The organism is Acidilutibacter cellobiosedens (assembly GCF_004103715.1).
In the GTDB taxonomy this organism is placed as follows: domain Bacteria; phylum Bacillota; class Clostridia; order Tissierellales; family Acidilutibacteraceae; genus Acidilutibacter; species Acidilutibacter cellobiosedens.
The window spans coordinates 601386-622126 of record NZ_CP035282.1; the positions used below are offsets into that span (position 1 = coordinate 601386).

Annotated in this window: 16 protein-coding genes; 14 read left to right on the forward strand and 2 right to left on the reverse strand. The window is 35.4% G+C overall.

The window, feature by feature from the left end; all coding sequences use genetic code 11:
* Genes EQM13_RS02905 through murQ form a run of 3 tightly spaced genes read left to right on the forward strand, consistent with a single transcriptional unit; the run spans window position 1 to window position 2493 of the window.
* Complete coding sequence (locus EQM13_RS02905) at window positions 1–492, forward strand: PTS system mannose/fructose/N-acetylgalactosamine-transporter subunit IIB (protein WP_206172788.1); 492 nt, start codon at window positions 1–3, stop codon at window positions 490–492.
* A 1-nt stretch (window position 493) separates the two neighbouring features.
* On the forward strand, window positions 494–1537 hold the full coding sequence (locus EQM13_RS02910) for a serine hydrolase domain-containing protein (protein ID WP_128751909.1): 1044 nt from the start codon (window positions 494–496) through the stop codon (window positions 1535–1537).
* 59 nt (window positions 1538–1596) lie between these two features.
* On the forward strand, window positions 1597–2493 hold the full coding sequence (gene murQ, locus EQM13_RS02915) for an N-acetylmuramic acid 6-phosphate etherase (RefSeq protein WP_128751910.1): 897 nt from the start codon (window positions 1597–1599) through the stop codon (window positions 2491–2493).
* A gap of 79 nt (window positions 2494–2572) precedes the next feature.
* Here murQ and EQM13_RS02920 read toward each other — a convergent pair whose 3' ends face one another.
* The gene (locus EQM13_RS02920) at window positions 2573–3139 is read right to left on the reverse strand and encodes a sigma-70 family RNA polymerase sigma factor (RefSeq protein WP_071139552.1); all 567 of its coding nucleotides are present in this window, start codon (window positions 3137–3139) and stop codon (window positions 2573–2575) included.
* A 196-nt stretch (window positions 3140–3335) separates the two neighbouring features.
* On the opposite strand from EQM13_RS02920, the gene cbiB reads away from it, so the two are divergent.
* From cbiB to EQM13_RS02935, 3 genes are all read left to right on the forward strand, one after another.
* Entirely contained in the window at window positions 3336–4295 is a 960-nt protein-coding gene (gene cbiB / locus EQM13_RS02925; RefSeq protein ID WP_240662989.1) for an adenosylcobinamide-phosphate synthase CbiB, read from the forward strand.
* A gap of 549 nt (window positions 4296–4844) precedes the next feature.
* A complete protein-coding gene (locus tag EQM13_RS02930; RefSeq protein ID WP_128751911.1) occupies window positions 4845–10370 on the forward strand; it encodes a S8 family serine peptidase in 5526 nt (1841 codons plus the stop codon).
* Between the two features lie 111 nt (window positions 10371–10481).
* Window positions 10482–11045, forward strand: coding sequence for a thymidine kinase (locus tag EQM13_RS02935; RefSeq protein ID WP_071139554.1), 564 nt, complete (start codon window positions 10482–10484; stop codon window positions 11043–11045).
* Between the two features lie 267 nt (window positions 11046–11312).
* On the opposite strand, the gene EQM13_RS02940 is transcribed toward EQM13_RS02935, so the two are convergent.
* Window positions 11313–11594 carry a hypothetical protein gene (locus EQM13_RS02940; protein WP_128751912.1) on the reverse strand — a complete coding sequence of 94 codons (282 nt, stop codon included), beginning with the start codon at window positions 11592–11594 and terminating at the stop codon, window positions 11313–11315.
* Between the two features lie 524 nt (window positions 11595–12118).
* On the opposite strand from EQM13_RS02940, the gene arcA reads away from it, so the two are divergent.
* From arcA to EQM13_RS02980, 8 genes are all read left to right on the forward strand, one after another.
* A complete protein-coding gene (gene arcA, locus EQM13_RS02945; protein ID WP_206172789.1) occupies window positions 12119–13363 on the forward strand; it encodes an arginine deiminase in 1245 nt (414 codons plus the stop codon).
* A 28-nt stretch (window positions 13364–13391) separates the two neighbouring features.
* Window positions 13392–14393 carry an ornithine carbamoyltransferase gene (argF, locus tag EQM13_RS02950; protein ID WP_083381822.1) on the forward strand — a complete coding sequence of 334 codons (1002 nt, stop codon included), beginning with the start codon at window positions 13392–13394 and terminating at the stop codon, window positions 14391–14393.
* A gap of 44 nt (window positions 14394–14437) precedes the next feature.
* Window positions 14438–15376, forward strand: coding sequence for a carbamate kinase (arcC, locus tag EQM13_RS02955; RefSeq protein WP_234958840.1), 939 nt, complete (start codon window positions 14438–14440; stop codon window positions 15374–15376).
* A gap of 258 nt (window positions 15377–15634) precedes the next feature.
* A complete protein-coding gene (locus EQM13_RS02960; protein WP_114219641.1) occupies window positions 15635–16156 on the forward strand; it encodes a hypothetical protein in 522 nt (173 codons plus the stop codon).
* Window positions 16157–16416: 260 nt separating this feature from the next.
* Entirely contained in the window at window positions 16417–17325 is a 909-nt protein-coding gene (locus tag EQM13_RS02965) for a pseudouridine-5'-phosphate glycosidase (protein ID WP_071139558.1), read from the forward strand.
* A 314-nt stretch (window positions 17326–17639) separates the two neighbouring features.
* Window positions 17640–18812, forward strand: a complete 1173-nt coding sequence (locus EQM13_RS02970; RefSeq protein WP_128751913.1) for an ABC transporter substrate-binding protein — start codon at window positions 17640–17642, stop codon at window positions 18810–18812.
* 23 nt (window positions 18813–18835) lie between these two features.
* Window positions 18836–19735, forward strand: a complete 900-nt coding sequence (locus EQM13_RS02975) for a branched-chain amino acid ABC transporter permease (protein WP_234958842.1) — start codon at window positions 18836–18838, stop codon at window positions 19733–19735.
* A gap of 3 nt (window positions 19736–19738) precedes the next feature.
* Entirely contained in the window at window positions 19739–20737 is a 999-nt protein-coding gene (locus EQM13_RS02980; RefSeq protein ID WP_128751914.1) for a branched-chain amino acid ABC transporter permease, read from the forward strand.
* The last annotated feature ends 4 nt before the right edge of the window (window positions 20738–20741 follow it).

The window sequence follows — 20741 nt, forward strand, 5'->3', positions numbered from 1 at the left end:
ATGAGTATAATTCATGTGAGAATTGACGATAGGTTAATTCATGGTCAAGTAGCCGTGGTATGGACGAATACTTTGCAGGCCAGCCGCATAATGGTAGTTAATAATAATGCTGCAGGAGACGATATGCAGAAGAGCATATTGAAAATGGCAACTCCTCCGGGAGTAAAACTTTCGGTATTGTCCGTAGACAAAGCTGTGGACAGGATAAAAGAAGGGAGATACGATTCGGACAGAGTTTTTATGATTCTAAAAAACCCTTCGGATGTATTGGAATTAATAAAAAGAGGAATTGATATAAAAGAAGTTAATGTAGGAAATATGGCGAATAGAGGAGGAACCACTCAAATAAAAAAATCCATAAGCATATCTGAAGAAGATTTAAAGGCATTCTTGGAACTTAATAAGATGGGGGTTAAATTGACCGCCCGCATGATTCCCAATGAAGGAGAAAATGATTTGATGGATTTTATTAAACAGAAGGGACTTGTATAATATGATTCTTCAGCACAGAATAGATCTTCTTGATGATTATTTGAAAGACTGTATCGATAAAAGGGTGTTTCCGGGAGTTTCCTATGCTGTTGTTACTAAGGATGAATCCCATATAAATTCTCTTGGTTTTTCTCAGATAATGCCGGATAAATTACCTTTGGAACCTAATCCCATATATGATATTGCTTCACTAACTAAGGTAGTGGGAACTGTTTCGGGGATTTTATTTTTAATGGAAGACGGAAAGGTAAGTTTAAGTACTAAAATTAAGGACATTATACCTGAGTTCAAACACGACGATATTACAATTTTGAATTTATTAACCCACACATCAGGTCTTCCGAGTCTTAAAAAATATTATGAGGAATGTAAGGACAAATACGAGCTGATCCATCAGGTTTGCAATGCTGATTTGGTTTACGCTACAGGTTCTAAGGTTGAATATTCCGACTTGGGGTTTATGGTTCTGGGATTTGTTATAGAAAAAACAACAGGATCTCTTGAAAAATTTATTAAGGAAAGATTATTTGTTCCTCTCGGCATGAAGGATACGGGGTTTAACCCCGGAGAAGAAAAGATAAAAAGATGTGCCGCTACTGAAAAAAAGGAAGGACGAGGAATAGTAAAGGGAAAGGTTCATGACGGAAATGCCTATTTTATGGGAGGAATATCGGGACATGCAGGTCTTTTTTCTACTGCAGAAGATCTGTCTCATTTTGTAAAGACAATTATACGGAATGGTTTTTATGAAGAAAAGAATGTATTGAATTATAAAAGTATCAGGCTTATGACTCATTCATTTACTGAAAACTTGAATGAAAGCCGAGGGATGGGATGGCAGATTAACAGAGGTTTTTCTTATTGCGACTTGGCTTCGGAGAATGCCATATATCATACGGGGTTTACAGGGACATCCATATTAATAGATAAAGATTTTGGTTTTGTTCTTCTCACAAACAGGGTACATCCCGATAGAAATAATATGAAGCTGATAGGTTTGAGAAAGATGATAAATAATCTGGCTTCTGCAGCCGTTTCAGTATAAAAGAAGATTATACTTAAGCAAGATATGAAGAAAAATTCAGATTTAGGAGAGATGAAATTTTGAATACGGAAAAGGCGATTACTGAGGAAAGAAATCCTGATACAATGGACATTGATTTGCTTTCTACAGAAGATATGTTAAAAAAAATAAATGATGAAGATAAAAAAGTGGCCTATGCGGTGGAAAGAGAGATTCCCAATATTGCTAAAGCGGTAGATGAAATTGGAAATAGATTACAGAATGGAGGAAGACTTATATATATAGGAGCAGGAACCAGCGGAAGGTTGGGAGTGCTGGATGCTTCCGAATGTCCCCCGACCTTTAGCACCGACCCCCAATTAGTTCAGGGAATAATAGCCGGTGGGGACAGTGCCCTAAGGATTTCTGCCGAAGGGGCCGAAGATGATTATAGTGGAGGAAAAAAAGATTTAAAGGATAAAAATATTACTTCAAAGGACGCTATAGTGGGGATTGCCGCCAGCGGGACAACTCCTTATGTTATTGGTGCCCTGGAGTATGCAAAAGGGATAGGGGCTTATACCTCAGGCATATGCTGTATAAAAGAGACTCCTATGAGCCGGTTTACCGATGTTATGATAACTCCCATTGTAGGACCTGAAGCTATAGCCGGTTCTACAAGAATGAAAGCGGGAACGGCACAAAAACTCGTATTAAATATGATTTCTACGGGAGTGATGATAAAACTTGGGAAAGTATGCGGCAACTTAATGGTTAACGTAAAAGCATCAAATAAAAAACTCGTGAAGAGAGCAAAAGGAATAGTTAAACAGGTAACCGATGCAGATGAAGAATATATACAAAAAGTATTGGAAGAGAATAATTATGACGTGAAACTTGTAATAGTAATGATTCTTGCAAACATAGACAGCAAGGAAGCTCAAAGAATATTAAACAGGGAAGGGAATATAAGAAAAGCATTAAAGTGGAGCAAGTAATTGTATCTGAGAGGATAAAGTCAGGACAGGTAGACTGTTTTTTACCTGTCCTTTATTTATTATATGAGATAAAAAATATTTACAATTGTTTTTTCAATTTTTTTAATGCGGTTGTTTTGGTGTTTATCACAGTCCTATATGATATTTTCAAAATATCGGATATTTCGCTTATGCTTTTGTTTTTTATATAATAATAAAAGATTACATCTCTTTGTCTTTTAGTTAATATGCTCATTGCTTTTTTTAAATGTATTTTTTCTTCTTTGTCTAAAATTTTATCTAAGGGAGATTTGTCCATACTTGGAATCAAATCCAACATTTCATCTTCCTCTTCCCCGATATGCTCGTTCAAAGAAAATATTCTTTTTTCCTTATAGTTATCTTTAAGTTTCTTGAGATAATGAAATTTAAGGAGCATCTTTATATATCCTAAAAAATTTACATCTCTTTTTTCATCAAAGCTGTCTATTCCCTTGAGAATTACTTCATATCCCTGCTGGATTAAATCCTCATATTGGGAGAATTTGTTGCAATATCTTCTGATACTTTTTATAATTAAGGGTTTGAGTTTCATTAAAAGTTCTTCTTTTTTATGGTCATTCCCGTCTTTAACTGATTTGAATAATCTTTCTATATATGAACTCATCTTAATTTCCTCCTATGCAGTATGAAGAAGACTTCTTCATTAAGTTATATATTAAGCGATCTCAACATTTGTTCCATATTTATCGAGCAAACGCAAGGGAACACGCGGGGACGGTTCTTCTGTGTCTTTGACACAGAAGAACCGTCCCCGCGTGTTTGTTGAAACAATATAGGTTTATATGCTAATATATTTTTATATGAACGAATTTAAAATGAAGGTGATTATGTTGCAGGACATGATATTAGCTGTAATAGTTGATTTTTTACTGGGAGATCCGTATAATTTTCCTCATCCGGTGAAATTTATGGGTAAAATTATTTATTATGAGGAAAAGATTGTAAGAAAGTATTTTAAAAGCAATATAGGACTTAAAGTGGGAGGATTTCTTATTGTTATAATAAATATGGGAATAGGTTTTTTTGTTCCTTATTTTTTATTAAAAGTCCTCAGAGGATATAATATGGTTTACCATATCGTTAATATTTACCTTATATATACTTGTATATCTGCTAAGTGTCTTCATATTGAGGCAAAGAAGGTATACGATGCTTTAAGCAGAGGAATAGACGAGGCAAGAGACAGACTCTCCTATATCGTAGGAAGGGATACAAAGAATTTAGATGAAGGGGAAATAATCAGAGCGGATGTGGAGACTGTGGCGGAAAATACTTCCGACGGAGTTATAGCGCCTCTTTTTTATATAATGATATTTGGAGCTTCCGGGGGAATGATGTACAAGATGGTGAATACTATGGATTCTATGTTGGGATATAAAAATGAAAAATATAAAGATATAGGGTATTTTCCCGCTAAGAATGATGATCTGTTTAATTTGATACCTTCAAGATTATCCGGTATACTTATGTGTATTTCTTCTGTTTTCAGGTTTGACGTGAAAAATGGGTTCAAAATAATGTTTAGGGACAGAAAAAATCATAAAAGTCCTAATAGTGCTTATCCTGAAGGAGCTGCAGCGGGACTCTTGAATATTCAATTAGGGGGAAATAATTATTATTCGGGAGAATTAGTTGAAAAACCTACTATAGGAGATAAAACAAAGGTTTTGGAAAAGAAGGATATAATAAGGACTATAGAAATAATGTATAGAGCAGAAATACTGTTTCTGTTGATTTATATAGTTATAAAAATAGTTTAATAAGAATTGATTCCTAAAAAGGCTTCCATTAAAACATTAAATTAATGAAGCCTTTTTTGAAGCCTATTTAGTTCAGATATAAGTTAAAAGAAATATAATTTTTCTATGGGTTAAAAAATATTAGGATTTTATAGTATAAAATGACGATTTTGTTCATTTTTTTGTATCAAAAAAAATTTTTTTCAAAATATTAAATTTTTTTTTGTAAAGAAGAAGGATTTTTTTTAAAGACATAGAATAATAAAAATATTAAAATATTTCACAGAAGAAAATTCATTTCTAATTCACTGCTCGTTAAAAAGATTTATATAAAATGCATAAAGAAAATATTTGCCGAATAAAACATAGAGTTGTATGGGTTTAAGGTTATGTTTATATGAACATAACTTTAAACTGTGATTTTAACATTACATAATTATAGACTCATGACATCTTAAGCTAAATTTAATTTGCTTAAAGGATAGATGCCAAATATATAAGAAAGGAGGTTCTAAATAGTAAGGGCAAATATCTTTTAAAATAAAGGGGATTAGGAGTGATTAGAAAAAAATGGGTATTAAGGGAAAAGTAAAACGAAGAATTGCTATCTCAGTATTCCTTTTAATGGTTCTAAGTTCATTCTCGGCTTTTGCAGAAAATGGTTCTTCTCTTCCGGTTTCTTCCGTGAAGCAAGAACTAAAAACGGAATCAGTTAATAAGATAGAAGATAACTTTATTGATTCCATTTCTCAGGGGGATTATGCAGAAGCCATAGTTTATATGAAGAGCCAAGTAGACAGTATGGAAGTTGCCAAGGAAGCCGAAAGTAAACTTTCATCGGCATTAACTCCATATAAAACTAAAATTGAAGTAAGAAAAGCTGTAATCAATGCTCTAAAGGATAATGCAGAAGATACTCAACAAAAGTTATTGAAGTATTTGGCTCAGGAAGAGGAAAAGGGAAATGTAGCAGAATATAAACCCTATTATATAATCAATGGAGTTTATGTAAAAGCTACAAAAGATGTAATAGAGAATATTTCCTATATGAGTGAAGTAGAGAAAATATATGAAAATAAACTTATCCAATTGGATGAGCCTGAAATTACATCAGGGGAAATTCAGGCAAATGAAGATGGAGTAGAATGGAATATAGAGAGAATAAATGCAGATGCAGCATGGGATCTTGGAGTAGACGGAACCGGAGTTGTTGTAGGAACAATAGATACAGGGGCAACCTGGAATCATCCTGCACTTCAGGCAAAATGGAGAGGATATAATGCTGACGGTACAACAAATCCTGACGGGAACTGGTTTGATCCTATAAACGAAACTACGATGCCTGTTGATGAACCTACTATTCCTCACGGGACTCATGTTCTGGGGACAATATTAGGTCAAGAACCGGATGGAAGCAACAAAGTAGGAGCGGCACCGGGAGCGAAATGGATAACAGCAAAAGCATTTACTCCTGACGGAGGATATGATAATGACATATTAGCCGCAGCACAGTGGATGTTGGCACCCGGCGGAGACGCTACAAAAACGCCGGATATAATAAACAACTCATGGGGCGGAGGCTCAGGTTTAGATGAGTGGTTCAGGCCTATGGTACAATCTTGGAGAGCAGCCGGAATACTTCCTGTGTTTTCAGCAGGGAATCAACAAGGCAGTGCGGCACCTCCAGCTTCAGTGAGTGCACCGGCAAATTATCCCGAAAGTTTTGCTGTAGGAGCAACAGATATAAACAATGTTAAGGCTGATTTTTCACAAAGAGGCCCAGGGCCATATGATAATTTAAAACCTGAAGTTTCGGCTCCTGGAGTAAACATCCGTTCATCAGTACCAGGGGGATATGAAAGCGGATGGAGTGGAACAAGTATGTCAGCGCCGGCAGTTACAGGAACTGCAGCATTGATATTATCAGCAAATAATTCTCTTTCAATAGAAGATGTAGAAAACCTGTTGAAGGATACGGCAGTACCATTGGAAGATAATGATGACCCGGGACATCCTAACAATGGTTACGGATATGGGCTCATAGATGCCTTTGAAGCGGTATCGAGAGTAGCAAGCGGTACTGGAATAATAGAAGGCAAGGTGTTAAAAGAAGGAGAAGATTTAGAAAATCCTGTAATAGTTCATGAACAAGAAGTATTTGATGCTTATGTAGGTTCTGATATAGACATAAGTGCACAAATTTCAGACGATGTTTCCATTACTGATGTAGAGCTGCTTGTAAAGGTAACAGGAAGATCATATTGGATAACACTGCCTATGATGAGGACATCGGGAGATTATAAATCCGGAGAATATGTAGGAACTATAACTGCCGATATAATAGAACAACCCGGATTCTCATACAAGATAAAGGTAAGAGATTATGACGGAAACGTAGTAGCTACGGATGAATACAATGTAGAAGTTAAATTCGGAGTTGTACCTGATGAATATATAACAGATTTTGAAACTTACCCGTCGGGTTGGATATTAGACGGAGACTGGCAGTGGGGTGAACCTGCAGAAGGTATAGGGCCTGCCCCATTGAGCGGAACCAAACTTGTAGGTACAAACTTAAGCGGAAATTATTCCAACAACGGAGATAATTATTTAATATCGGTACCGTTGGATTTAAGAAATCCGGAATTGAATCTTGCACAATTCAGAATAAATCAATGGTATGATATGGAAAACAATTCTGACAAAGGTTTTGTATATGTGACAAATGATTACGGAGAAACATGGACTCAGGCAGGGCCTACCTATACGGGTACACAAACCGAGTGGAAGGAAATTGTTATAAACTTGAATGAATATATAGGATCACCTAATCCTGTATTCATAGCTTTCAGATTGACTACAGACGGGTCTGTACAAAAAGCAGGATGGTATCTGGATGATGCAAGGCTTATAGCAACTGATGAAGTGGCTCCATCTGCACCGGCTAATCTAACCGGCAGATTTATATTGAATACCGTAACATTAAATTGGGATGCAGCCCCCGATAATGACATAGCGGGATATAAAGTTTACCGTTCCGATTTAATAGACGGAGAATATATAGCTTTAGGAGAGACTTCAGGAACTTCTTATGGAGACAGGGATATTTTACCGGAGACCACATATTATTATAAAGTTTCATCTTATGATTATGCGGGAAATGAAAGTGAATTATCACTTCCGTTGACTATAGAAGTACCGGCATTGGGAGATTATACTTTCTTGACTGATTTTGAAGCTGATAATGGAGGCTTTACAACCGGCGGAGATAATAATAGCTGGGAGTGGGGAATACCTACATCAGGTCCCGGAGCAGGATTCTATGGTGAAAAAGTTTGGGCTACCAGTCTTGCGGGAACTTACCTTAATTACAGTAATAGCTGGATAGAATCTCCTGAAATTAACTTACCTGCGGACCAAAACAGCGTATTAACTGTTGGACAATGGTATGAATTTGAGAACAATTATGACAAGGCATATATTCAAATATCTCAGAAGAATGGTGAAGAGTGGTCTGAGTGGGCGAATTTGCTTCCAGGAACAGGATATATAACAGGAAGCGGAACTACATGGACTGATTTTGAACTTCCATTGCCTTCTTCATATGCAGGGCAAACAGTTAAAATCAGATTCCTATTGACTACCGACGTTTCTGTTGTGAAAGCAGGTTGGTATATAGATTATGTTATGATTGATTCGTCTGACGAGCCTGCACCGGAAGTAAAACCGGCAGAAAGAAAGAAATTAGGACTTGATGTTGACTTGACTGCTCCAAAGAAAGAAATTGAGGAAAAACCATTCGATCTCAATTTGGAAACGAAACAATCAGTTAATAATGTAAAATACGAAACTATAAGTGATAATGAAGTTCAATCCATTCCTTCAGTAACAACAGGATTACCTGTTGATGCAGTGGTAACCGTTCTTGAAACAGGAAGAAGTGCAAGGACTAATCCTGTGGACGGAAAGTTCAAATTGAAACATGCTGTTAATGAAGGGGACGACACATGGACATTAAGAGCAGAAGCTTATGGATTCTATCCTGCAGAAGCTCAGGTTCATTTGGAAGAAGATCAAACAGTTAAGAATAACTTCGTATTGGAAGAAATGCCTAAAGGAACTATAGTAGGAAGAGTATTTGATAGATATTCTCACGATCCAGCACCATTTGCAACTATAAGAGTTAAAGAAGATCCGAATGTACCAGTTGTTACTGCCGATGAAAACGGAGAGTTTACAATACCGAACGTATACGTTGGAGATTATACTCTTAAGGTAATAGCAGACGGATTTGAACCGGGAGAAGTAAGCGTAACAGTAGCAGGAAATGAAACTACCGAGATAGAGGTACCGTTGAAGAGATTCGTAGGCTATGAAGAAGAAATAGTTTACGATGACGGAACGGCTGAAAATGCTCTTGTATTAAATGCATCAGGTAACGGTCTGGCAATAAGAGTGACTCCGTCTCAATACGGAAAAGTAAAAGGAGCAAACATATTCTTCTGGGGAACCGACTGGCCAAGTCCGGGAGGAACTCAAATAGGAATAACCTTGTATGATACGGATGAGAACGGAAATCCTGTAAAACTTGATGTTCAGCCTAAGATGGTTAATGTAGTAAGAGGAGAATGGAACTATATTGATTTATCGGAATTTGGATTCTCAACGGACAGAGATTTCTTCGTAGCAACTTATCAGGCTGTAGTAGGAACTTCTTCACCTGGAACAGGAATAGATGAAGCAAGTCCATATGAAGACAGATCATATCTGTATGTAGGAGATACATTCAGTCCTCTAGCAGATGAAGGTATAGCCGGCGGATTGATGATAAGAGCAAGGATGGAATATTCCGTTGACACTCCTGTGATTACTAATTTGGAAGAAGTTAACTATATAAATACTGATACCATATTAGTAGAAGGAACAGTAACGGCAGACGGAAAAGTAAATATATATGCAAATGGAGTTAAAATTGACGAAGTAAATGCTGTAAATAAGGTATTCAGCAAGGAAGTAACCTTGACTGAAGATGAAAGTATAATTACGGCAACTTCGGAAATGAACGGAAAAGAAACCGAACCATCAGCAGGAAAGACCGTAATAAAGGATAAAGTTGCACCGGAATTGATAATTACGGCACCGGCAGATGGGTTAGTAACAAATGAAAGAGTAGTGGATATAGTAGGAACTGCTACAGATGCTCATTTCGGAAGATTGGAAATAAACGAAAAGAATGTTCCGGTTGTAGAAGGAGCTTTCCATTCTGAAGAGATAATCCATGAAGGAGAGAATATATTTAACGTAAAAGCTTATGATTTGGCAGGCAATATTACCGAAAGCTCAATAAGAGTTATCGTTAGAAACGAACTGCCTGTTATAACGGATTTAGAACCTTCGGAAGATGTTAACCTGACAGAAGGAGAGACTCTTACCGTAAGTTTCAGAAGTGAAGCAGGCGGACATGGATATTTCAGAGTAGCATTCCCAAGCGAAAATTCAACCCAAAGCAGTATGATACCGATGGAAGAAGTAGAAGAAGGATACTATGTAGGAACATGGACAGCTCCGGATGTAAGAGCAGGTGGGCTTATAGTCGAAGTGGAATTTACAGATATAGCAGGGAATAAGGTATCAGCTACGGCAGACGGGAGAATCAATATAGGAGAAGATGAAGAAGAAGGTATAGTAGATTTAGAACCATCACAGGATGTTACATTAGAATGGGGAGAAACATTGACCGTAAGCTTCAGAAGCGGAGAAGGCGGAGCAGCATCCTTCAGGATGGCTTTCCCAGGCTATAATGTAAATAAATCAGTTATGGTTACAATGAGAGAAGTATCACCGGGGTATTATGAAGGGACATGGACAGCTCCTAATAATACAGTAGTGAGCGGTATATTAGTAGAAGTAACATATACCGGTACTGACGGAACTACATTAACTGCTACTGCAAATGGTAGAGTTAATGTAGTTGCACCTGACGGAGGAGCAGGAAATCCGTTGAAACCTGTGAAACCCGGGCAACCGATAAAACCCACATTACCAAGTAATCCAACTAATCCTATAAATCCTGTAGAACCTAAGGATATATTTTAAGTAGTCAATTCAGGAAAGGGCGAGAAATTTTTTCTCTGCCCTTTCTTTTTCTTATAACTGATCTCTATATTTTATGTTATAATTATTTTTAGTTGAAGGAGGGGTTTAAGATTGCATCAATATAGTGGAAAACTTATTGTACATACAGGATCAATGTTTTCGGGAAAAACATCAAATTTGGAAAATGATGTAAAACGATTTAAGATTGCAGGATATAATACTGTCGCTTTTAAACCTGCTATAGAAAACAGATATTCTGAAAGCCAAATAGTTACTCATGACCATACATCTATAAATGCTATTTCGGTAAAAAACATTGAGGAAATAAATGAATATTTAAGTGAATTTAATCCTAATGTGATTGCGATAGATGAGATTCAATTTTTAGGCGGAAAGATAGACGATATAGTAGAGAGCATAAATGGGTTTTTAAAAAAAGGGATTACGGTAGTTGTGGCAGGATTGGACATGGACTATACGGGGAAACCCTTTGAAATTGTCAAGGAATTAATGCCCATATCGGATTATCTTTATAAACATCATGCCGTCTGTGTAAAATGCGGAGGCGATGCGTGGATAAGCCATAGAAAATCCGGAGGAAAAGAAAGAATAAAGATAGGTGCTGACAAAGATTATGAACCCTTATGTCGAAAGTGTTTTTTGAGGGAAAAATAACTTAGCAATATGGCTAAGTTATTTTTTTATTGTTTTTTTCCCGGGAAATATGTAGAAACATAAAATAAAATTTATATAAAAATTTACATTTAATTAACATACCAATTATAATTTTAAGAGGATTTTTGTTTTTATTGTAGAAATATTTAGATATCAGAATTGATGAAATAAATAAGGAAAAACCTAATTTTCAGTCAAAAAGGCATAAACTTTGACATTAAGTTTAAAGTTTATGCCTTTTTTGAAATTCATTTAAGCAGGATTTCCCTATGAGTTATAAAATAATTTTTTATTTTTGGATATGTTATCGGATATTTCATCTATTTTTTCATCTAATTTTATTATATGATCAGAGATTGTAATAATGTCCGGATCTGTAATTTCTCCTTTTTTTACTTTCTCATAAGAAATTGCTCCTAATGATGCTATAAATTTTTGCTTTTCACTTTCGAATTTTGCCTTCTTGAGTTTCAGGATAGTAACTTCTTTAAATTCTTTAATCTGCTCATGGGTAGATGGCTCATAAGGAGATTCCATTTTCGTATTCATCAGATCACTTCCTTTATTTTTATATTATTATTATCGATAAGTTTTAGTATTTAAATTACATTATTTACATAGAAAAGGAATAATAGTAGTATGTTACTATTTAATAACGATAATTTGTGGTTCTTAATACCTATTCCAAAAATAAATTGAAAATTTATTCAAATTTTAAAAAATCATTGAAAGAAATACTTCCTTGTGATAAAATTAAAATATAAGTAAATATTAAACGTATTTCCTCTGATTAACTTATTATTTTTATAAAACATAAAATTTAATTAAGTATTAAGTTTTTGTAACATTAATTGCATAAAAATAAATTATAGGTATATTTATAAAAAGAAAACGTCACCATCATTTCCCAAATAATTGAATATATAACCTTTTAATTTGAATATATATTCTTAGGCTCTATTGTAAAAGCTATAAAAACAGAGAAAAGACGTTTGACAGAGATATTTCCGTAATATATAATCAAGCTGTAAATTTTACATCTATCGACAAAATTTATTAAGAATAACTTATAAATGGAGGGGACAATTTTGGAAAATAAATCTTTACACATTACTTCTGAGATTGGAAAATTGAAGTCAGTTTTACTTCACAGGCCCGGGAAAGAATTGGAAAATTTGACTCCCGATCTCTTGGAGAGATTATTGTTTGATGATATTCCATATTTAAAAATTGCTCAAGAGGAACACGATGAATTTGCTAAAACTTTAAGAGATAACGGAGTTGAAGTTCTTTATCTTGCCGAATTGGCCGCAGAGTCTCTGTATGATGAAAAGATTAAACTCAATTTTGTAAATCAGTTTATAGATGAAGCTAATATTGAAAGTGAAGGGTTAAAAGAGGCTTTAGGGGAATATCTGTATACATTTTCCAATAAGGAAATGGTTGATAAAATGATGGCTGGAATCAGAAAGGATGAAGTACCAAAGTATAAGAGAACATCTCTTTCCGATATGATTGATGATTCTTATCCCTTCATATGTGACCCGCTTCCAAATTTATATTTTACAAGGGATCCGGCTGCAGCTATAGGAAATGGAGTCACTTTGAATCATATGAGAACCCAAACCAGAAACAGGGAAACTATATTTACAAAATATATCTTTGAACATCATCCTAAATTTAAAGATATGAATATTCCTTTTTGGTATAACAGAAACGAAACTACTTCATTGGAAGGAGGAGATGAGCTGATATTAAACGAAAAGACATTAGCTATAGGTATTTCTCAAAGAACCGATGCTCGCTCCATTGAAAAGGTTTCTAAAAAACTTTTCAATTCCAATACTAATTTTGAAAGAGTGTTGGCATTCCATATTCCGAAGAAGAGAGCTTTTATGCACTTGGATACTGTGTTTACTATGGTAGATTATGATAAATTTACTGTTCATCCCGGAATTGAAGGGCCTTTAACGGTATACGAAATAACAAAAGATGAGAAATCGGAAAATGGGCTGAAAGTAAATAAAGAAAACGGTACCCTTGAACAGATATTGACTAAATATTTGAACAGAAAAATTACTCTTATAAGATGTGGCGGTGGGGATCCGATAAATGCAGCCAGGGAACAATGGAATGACGGTTCCAATACTTTGGCTATTGCACCGGGAGAAGTTGTGGTTTATTCAAGAAATTATATAACCAATGAACTTCTTGATAAATATGGAATTAAACTTCATATTGTTCCGTCTTGCGAACTTTCTCGAGGCAGAGGGGGTCCAAGATGTATGAGTATGCCCCTTATAAGAGAAGATATATAATAAAAATATATAAAGGAGAGATGCTATTGTGTCGTTTAATTTAAGGAACAGGAGTTTTTTGACTTTAATGGATTTTTCTCAAAAAGAAATCCAATATATGCTTGACTTGGCTAAGGATTTAAAGAAAGCTAAATATACTGGTACAGAACAGCCGAAGTTAAAAGGGAAGAATGTTGTACTGCTATTTGAGAAGGACTCGACGAGAACTCGTTGTTCATTCCAAGTTGCGGCTCAGGACCAAGGAGCTTATGTAACTTATTTGGGGCCAACAGGAAGCCAAATGGGTAAGAAAGAGTCTATCCCTGATACTGCAAGAGTTTTAGGAAGAATGTATGATGGAATTGAATACAGAGGATTTTCTCAGAAAACCGTTGAAGATTTGGCAAAATATTCAGGAGTTCCGGTATGGAACGGACTTACAGATGCCGATCATCCAACCCAAGTATTGGCGGATTTTATGACTGCTCAGGAACATTTGAACAAACCTTATAATAAAATGATATTTGTATACTCAGGAGACGGACGAAATAATGTAGCCAATGCTCTAATGATTGGCGCTGCCAAAATGGGAATGGATTTCAGAATAGTATCACCGAAGAAACTATTCCCCGCAGAGGATTTACTGAACAAGTGCAGAGAAGTAGCCAAGGAAAGCGGCGGAAAGATAACTATAACCGACAATGTAGCCGAAGGAGTAAAGAATGCAGACGTTCTTTACACAGATGTTTGGGTATCGATGGGAGAACCTGATGAAGTATGGGGAGAAAGGATAAAATTATTAAAGCCCTATCAGGTAAATTCCGAGATGATTAAACTGACAGGAAACGAAAAAGTAATATTTGAACATTGTCTTCCTTCATTCCATGATTTGAAGACCAAAGTCGGGAAAGAAATACATGAAAAGTTCGGTCTAAATGAAATGGAAGTTACAGATGAAGTATTTGAAGGAAAACATTCAGTTGTATTTGACGAAGCAGAAAACAGACTTCATACAATAAAAGCTGTTATGGTAGCTACATTAGGAGACTAATATAAATATATAATTGAAATAGATTATTGCAGCAGGAGGTAATATTGATGAAAGTAGTAGTAGCACTGGGAGGAAATGCACTGCAGGCAGAGGGTGTGCCGGCAGCAGCAGAAACCCAGCTAAAAGTAGTAAGAGACACAGCGGTTTATTTAGTTGACATGATTGAAAAAGGAAATGAAATCATAATAGCCCATGGAAATGGGCCTCAAGTAGGAAGGATAGTAATTCAGAATGAATATGCAGCCCAAGTTACACCCGCTATGCCCTTTGACGTATGCGGAGCTATGAGCCAGGGAATGATAGGCTATCATATTCAGCAAGCACTAAGAGATGAATTAGTAAAAAGAGGAATAAAAAAACCTGTTGCAACAATAGTTACTCAGGTTGTAGTAGATAAGAACGATAAAGGATTTCAAAATCCGACTAAACCAATAGGTCCTTTTTACAAAGAAGAAGAAGCCAAAAAGATAATTAAAGAAAAAGGCTACGCAATGGTTGAAGACGCAGGAAGAGGTTACAGGAGAGTTGTAGCATCTCCCAAGCCCGAAAAAATAGTAGAAATAGAAACGATAAGGAGACTTGTAGAAAGCGGACAAGTAGTAATTACAGTAGGAGGCGGAGGGATACCCGTAATAGAAAAAGATGATAATACCCTTGAAGGAGTAGCAGCAGTAATAGATAAGGATTTCGCATCAGAAAAACTTGCAGAGGATTTAGACGTAGAAGTGCTGATGATCCTGACAGCAGTAGACAGAGTAGCAATAAACTTTGGCAAACCGAATCAAAAAGACCTGTCAACCATGACAGTAGAAGAAGCGCAGAGATATATTGAAGAAAAACAATTTGCCCCGGGAAGCATGCTTCCGAAAGTTCAGGCGGCAGTAAAATTTGTTAAATCAAAACCGGGTAGGAAATCCATAATAGCATCCCTCGGGAAAGCAAAAGAGGCATTGGTAGGGAAAAGCGGTACTATAATAAAATAAGGATATGAGAAGCAGGTTAGCATAAAATTACAGTATGGAAATAGAATATATTTATATATATAATTGAAAAGAAGATATCATCCTATTAAAATATATGTTGTCAAAACAAATAAATTAAAGAAAGGATGATATCTTTTTATGTATAATAATACAGAATATTTCATCATTATCAATTTCAGCAGTTAAATCAGAAGTTATAAATGCAGTACACTATGCTTTCTGCGGAAATTTTAGTTACATAAAATGAAAGGTGATTGAATGGTAAATAAACGAGATAAAAGCATTATATATATAGTGTTGTGCTTTATAATATTAGTATTTGTTATAAAATTTATTAGATCAATAAAAACTGACAAAAGTATCAATGACATCTTAAATAGATGGCAACCGGATATTCAGCTAAGCAACTATGTTGTTAAAGATTATACGAAGAGTAAATCGGGATGGTATGGTGAAAGATTAACAATTATTACTTTAGAAAGTAAATCTGCTTTGAAAGATGAAGAATATAAAACCAAGACTCCGCCATCAGGGTTTATTGATGATGTTTTAAATGTTCAGGAACAATTTGGAATATATAAAATTTCCAGCTATGAACTGATGAATTTAAAAGGATGGGAAAAACGTATTAAAAAAAAGTACTCTAATTCAGCGGAACAATATAATGATGAATTTTATATGGTCATTGATATTAATGGTAATAAAAAAGGGAAATATTATGAGAAAGTTTATTTAATTGAAAATTTAAATGTTCTTGATATGGAAAGATATAGGAATTAATTTTATAAAATAGAAAATTAGAAGTTTATAAACAATTAAGGGATAGTGGCCAACTAATAAAATTTTTGCAAAATGAATTATTTTACTCTAAGATTTCTTTTAAAAATTGAAATATCTCATAAAATATAATGAAACTGAATTAATCAGGAGGAAGTTGCCTCCTGCTTTTTTTTATGATATTCTATTAATAGTAATGTTAAAAAGGAGAATCTGTAATAAGTGTAGGGCGGGAAATGTTTGTGGAAGGAGTACGGCATATTATGTTAAATAAATATTTGGAAATTGAGGAAGAAGTACAATATGCATTGGATAATAATAAGCCTATAGTTGCCTTGGAATCTACCATAATATCTCATGGGATGCCCTATCCTCAAAATGTGGAGACGGCATTGGAATTGGAAAGGATAATAAAAGATAGGGGAGCAGTTCCTGCAACTATTGCTATATTGGAAGGGAAACTGAAAGTAGGTCTGACGGAAGATGAAATAGAATATTTTGGGAAGTCAAGAAAAATACTGAAGGTAAGCAGAAGTGATATTCCTTATGTTGTTTCCGAAAAGCTTGACGGAGCCACTACTGTAGCAGCCACAATGATTATATCCAATCTTGCGGGGATTAAAGTATTTGCCACAGGAGGAATAGGTGGGGTTCACAGAGGGGCCGGAAGAACTTTTGATATTTCGGCGGATTTGCAGGAATTAGCGAAAACCAATGTTGCAGTTGTGTGCGCAGGGGTAAAGTCCATTCTTGATATAGGTTTAACTCTTGAATATCTTGAAACATACGGAGTTCCCGTTATAGGATTTAAGACAGAGGAATTTCCTGCGTTTTTTACAAGAAAGAGCGGCTTTGGAGTAGATTATACAGTAGACGATGAAAAGGAATTAGCGAATATTATTAAAACAAAATGGAATTTAGGACTTCAGGGAGGAGTAGTAATAGGTAATCCGATTCCCGAAAAGTATGAAATGAATTACATAAGGATTAACAGAGCTATAGAGAAGGCATTGAAAGAAGCGGAGATAAACGGAATAAAAGGTAAAGAGGTAACCCCGTTTCTTCTTTCCAAAGTGAAGGAGGAAACAGGGGGAGACAGTTTGAAGTCAAATATTCAGCTGGTATACAATAACGGAAGAGTAGCGGCTGATTTAGCGGTAAATTTGCTTTAGCTTGAAAAGTTTTAATTTTAAAGAGACCTGTGCACTAACTATTTAGTGTTACAGGTCTTTTTTTTAAAAATAAAGTAATCATCAGACAAGTTGTATAGAGAATATATATTTAAAGAAATCAAAAATCCTGCTTATTTAATAGATTAACAGTTTAAATTGACAAATTATTAAAATCATAATATACTCTTTATTAAGAATATTTAATAAAATGAAATAATTCTTCTTAGTTTGAACTATAGTAAAATTATTTTTAATTTTTTGTAAGACATGTCGGAAGGACGTGTCTGTAATTATCTTTAAGAAGGAGGAGTAAAATGTTAAAAAAAATTTTAATTTTAGTATTAGTGGTAGCATTATTATCTACGTCCCTTCTTGGCTGTTCTAATTCCTCAGATGAGAAGAATAAAGGGGCCTCGGATTCAGGTTCGGATGTTATTAAGATAGGAGTCTTTGAACCGATGACAGGAACATCTGCAGCCGGGGGAGAGATGACGGTGGAAGGAATAAAGCTTGCGAATGAAATGAAGGGGGAAGTTTTAGGCAAAAAAGTAAAATTGGTTGTTGTGGATAATAAAAGCGATAAAGTAGAAGCCGCAAACGCTGCTTCAAGGTTGATTGAAAAGGATAAAGTGGCAGCAATTATAGGAAGTTACGATAGCTCTTTGTCAATGGCGGCAGGAGATATAGTTAAGAATGCTAAGGTACCTGCAGTAGGCTGTTCACCGACGAATCCTTTAGTTACGTTGAACAATGATTATTATTTCAGAGTATGTTTTATCGATCCTTTTCAAGGAACGGTAATGGCAAATTATGCATTTAAGGAATTGGGCGCCAAAAAAGCGGCAATCATTCAGGATGTAACTCGAGATTATTCGGTAGGATTAAGTAAGTATTTTGTTGATGCGTTTAAAAAAATTACGGGAGATGACAACAGTATAGTAGGCGTTACTTCATATAATACGGGAGACCAGGACTTTTCCGCTCAGCTTACAAATATTAAAGGATTAAACCCTGATGTAATATTTGCTCCCGGAAACTATGGGGAATCGGCTCTTCTAATTAAACAGGCAAGAGATCTCGGAATAAAAATTCCGATTCTCGGAGGAGATACATGGGAAGCTCCGGAATTTATTCAAATCGGTGGGAAAGCTGTTGAGGGAGCCGTATTTAGCACTCACTTTACTGCCGAAGCACCTGTAACCGAAATGTCTACTAAATTTTTAGAGGCTTATAAAAATAAATATAATAAAGATGCCAATGCTTTCTCGGCATTAGGGTTTGATGCTTATATGGTTATTCTTGATGCTATAGAGAGGGCAAATTCCACTGATCCCGAAAAAATAAGGGATGCTATAGCATCGACCAAAGATTTTGTCGGAGCTACAGGAAATATAACTCTTGACGAAAACGGAGATGCGGTAAAGAGTGCGGTTATTAAAAAAGTATCAAATGGAGAATTTAAGTATTTGACCACGGTAGAACCATAACAACTATACTGGGGGAAGTAAATATGAATATGAGTATTCAAGATTTTTTACAGCATTTAACTAACGGAATATCCTTAGGCAGTTTATATGCATTGATATCTATAGGATATACAATGGTATATGGAATATTAAGACTTATAAATTTTGCTCATGGAGATATATTTATGCTTGGGGCGTATATAACTTATTATGGTCTTGTATTTACGTCTATACCCTGGTGGCTTGTATTTATTTTATCTGCCGTGATAACAGGATTATTGGGCGTTTTATTGGAGAGAGCCGCATATAAACCCCTTAGAAATTCGCCGAGAATTACGGTCCTTATATCTGCTATAGGAGCATCGTTCTTCTTAGAGAATTTAGGGACTGTAGTATTTGGAGGCAGACCTAAGGCTTTTCCTACCCCTTCAATATTTAACTCAGTAGTACGAATAGGGGGAGTATCTATAGTAGGAGTTACTTTCATTATCCCTGCAATCACAATCGTTCTTCTCATTTTGCTCAACTATTTTACAAAGAGGACTAAGACAGGAATGGCAATGAGAGCTCTATCTAAGGATTATGAAGCGGCAAGCCTTATGGGTATTGATATCAACAAGATTATATCTGTAACTTTTTTAATAGGGTCTTTTCTTGCAGCAGTAGGAGGAATTATGTGGGGAACCAAATTCCCTCAGTTAATGCCGCTAATGGGAATGATGCCCGGGATTAAATGTTTCATTGCAGCAGTAATAGGAGGAATCGGAAATATTACAGGGGCAGTAATAGGAGGTTTCATTTTAGGATTGGGCGAAATAATGATTGTGGCATTTCTTCCGGGGCTTACAGGGTACAGGGACGCTTTTTCCTTTGTATTCCTTATAATAATACTTCTTCTTAAGCCTACAGGTCTTATGGGAGAAAATATGACGGAGAAGGTGTAGCCTATGAAATATAAGAAAAAGTATAAGAAAAAATCTAATTCAATTTTATATATATGTATATTTTTAGTAATTTTATATATATTGAATAAAACTCTTGACCCTTATAAATTAAGAATACTGAATCTGTGCGGTATATATGTAGTATTGGGATTAAGCTTGAACCTTATTAACGGATTTACGGGACTTTTTTCCTTAGGTCATGCAGGATTTATGGCAATAGGCGCTTATACTACGGCTCTGCTTACTATGCCTCCCGCTATGAAGGAAATGAATTTTTTCATGCAGCCGATAGTACCATTTTTGGCGAATGTAGAATGGCCTTTTCTGCAGGCTCTTCTTATGGGAGGATTGGTATCCGCAATGATGGGATTTTTTATAGGGGCACCTGTTTTAAAGTTGACAGATGATTATTTGGCGATTGCAACTTTAGGATTTGCTGAAATAATTCGTGTTGTGTTTACAAATTTGCAGGGTATAACCAACGGAGCTTTAGGATTAAAGGGGATTCCCGCAACCACTAATGTATGGTGGAGTTGGGGAATGGCAATTCTTACTATATTATTGTTGAAATATTTGATGAAGGGAAGCTATGGAATAGCATTTAAATCCATCAAAGATGATGAAATAGCAGCTCAGGCAATGGGGATAAATCTTTTTAAACACAAAATTATGTCTTTTACTATAGGATCTTTTCTTGCAGGAATAGGAGGAGGGCTTTTAGGAAATCTTCTTGGGACTATTGACCCAAATATGTTCAGGTTTCCCCTTACATTTAATATCCTTCTGATAGTAGTGCTGGGAGGTCTCGGAAGCATTAAGGGAACTACTGTTGCAGCTGTCATTATTACAATTATGATGGAAGCATTGAGATTTTTGGATGAATCTATAAATTTAGGCTTTATAAGCTTCGAAGGAATACCTGGGATGAGAATGGTTGTTTTCTCAGTACTCTTGATGGCAGTAGTAATATTCCGAAAAGAAGGACTGTTAAAAGAGAGCTAATAAA

Coding starts and splice junctions, on each gene's coding strand:
- EQM13_RS02970 (WP_128751913.1), top strand. CDS start 17,640: ATGTTAAAAAAAATTTTAATTTTAGTATTAGTGGTAGCATTATTATCT.
- EQM13_RS02910 (WP_128751909.1), top strand. CDS start 494: ATGATTCTTCAGCACAGAATAGATCTTCTTGATGATTATTTGAAAGAC.
- EQM13_RS02930 (WP_128751911.1), top strand. CDS start 4,845: ATGGGTATTAAGGGAAAAGTAAAACGAAGAATTGCTATCTCAGTATTC.
- EQM13_RS02975 (WP_234958842.1), top strand. CDS start 18,836: ATGAATATGAGTATTCAAGATTTTTTACAGCATTTAACTAACGGAATA.
- arcA (WP_206172789.1), top strand. CDS start 12,119: ATGGAGGGGACAATTTTGGAAAATAAATCTTTACACATTACTTCTGAG.
- EQM13_RS02980 (WP_128751914.1), top strand. CDS start 19,739: ATGAAATATAAGAAAAAGTATAAGAAAAAATCTAATTCAATTTTATAT.
- cbiB (WP_240662989.1), top strand. CDS start 3,336: ATGAACGAATTTAAAATGAAGGTGATTATGTTGCAGGACATGATATTA.
- EQM13_RS02960 (WP_114219641.1), top strand. CDS start 15,635: ATGGTAAATAAACGAGATAAAAGCATTATATATATAGTGTTGTGCTTT.
- EQM13_RS02940 (WP_128751912.1), bottom strand. CDS start 11,594: ATGAATACGAAAATGGAATCTCCTTATGAGCCATCTACCCATGAGCAG.
- EQM13_RS02965 (WP_071139558.1), top strand. CDS start 16,417: ATGTTAAATAAATATTTGGAAATTGAGGAAGAAGTACAATATGCATTG.
- EQM13_RS02920 (WP_071139552.1), bottom strand. CDS start 3,139: ATGAGTTCATATATAGAAAGATTATTCAAATCAGTTAAAGACGGGAAT.
- EQM13_RS02905 (WP_206172788.1), top strand. CDS start 1: ATGAGTATAATTCATGTGAGAATTGACGATAGGTTAATTCATGGTCAA.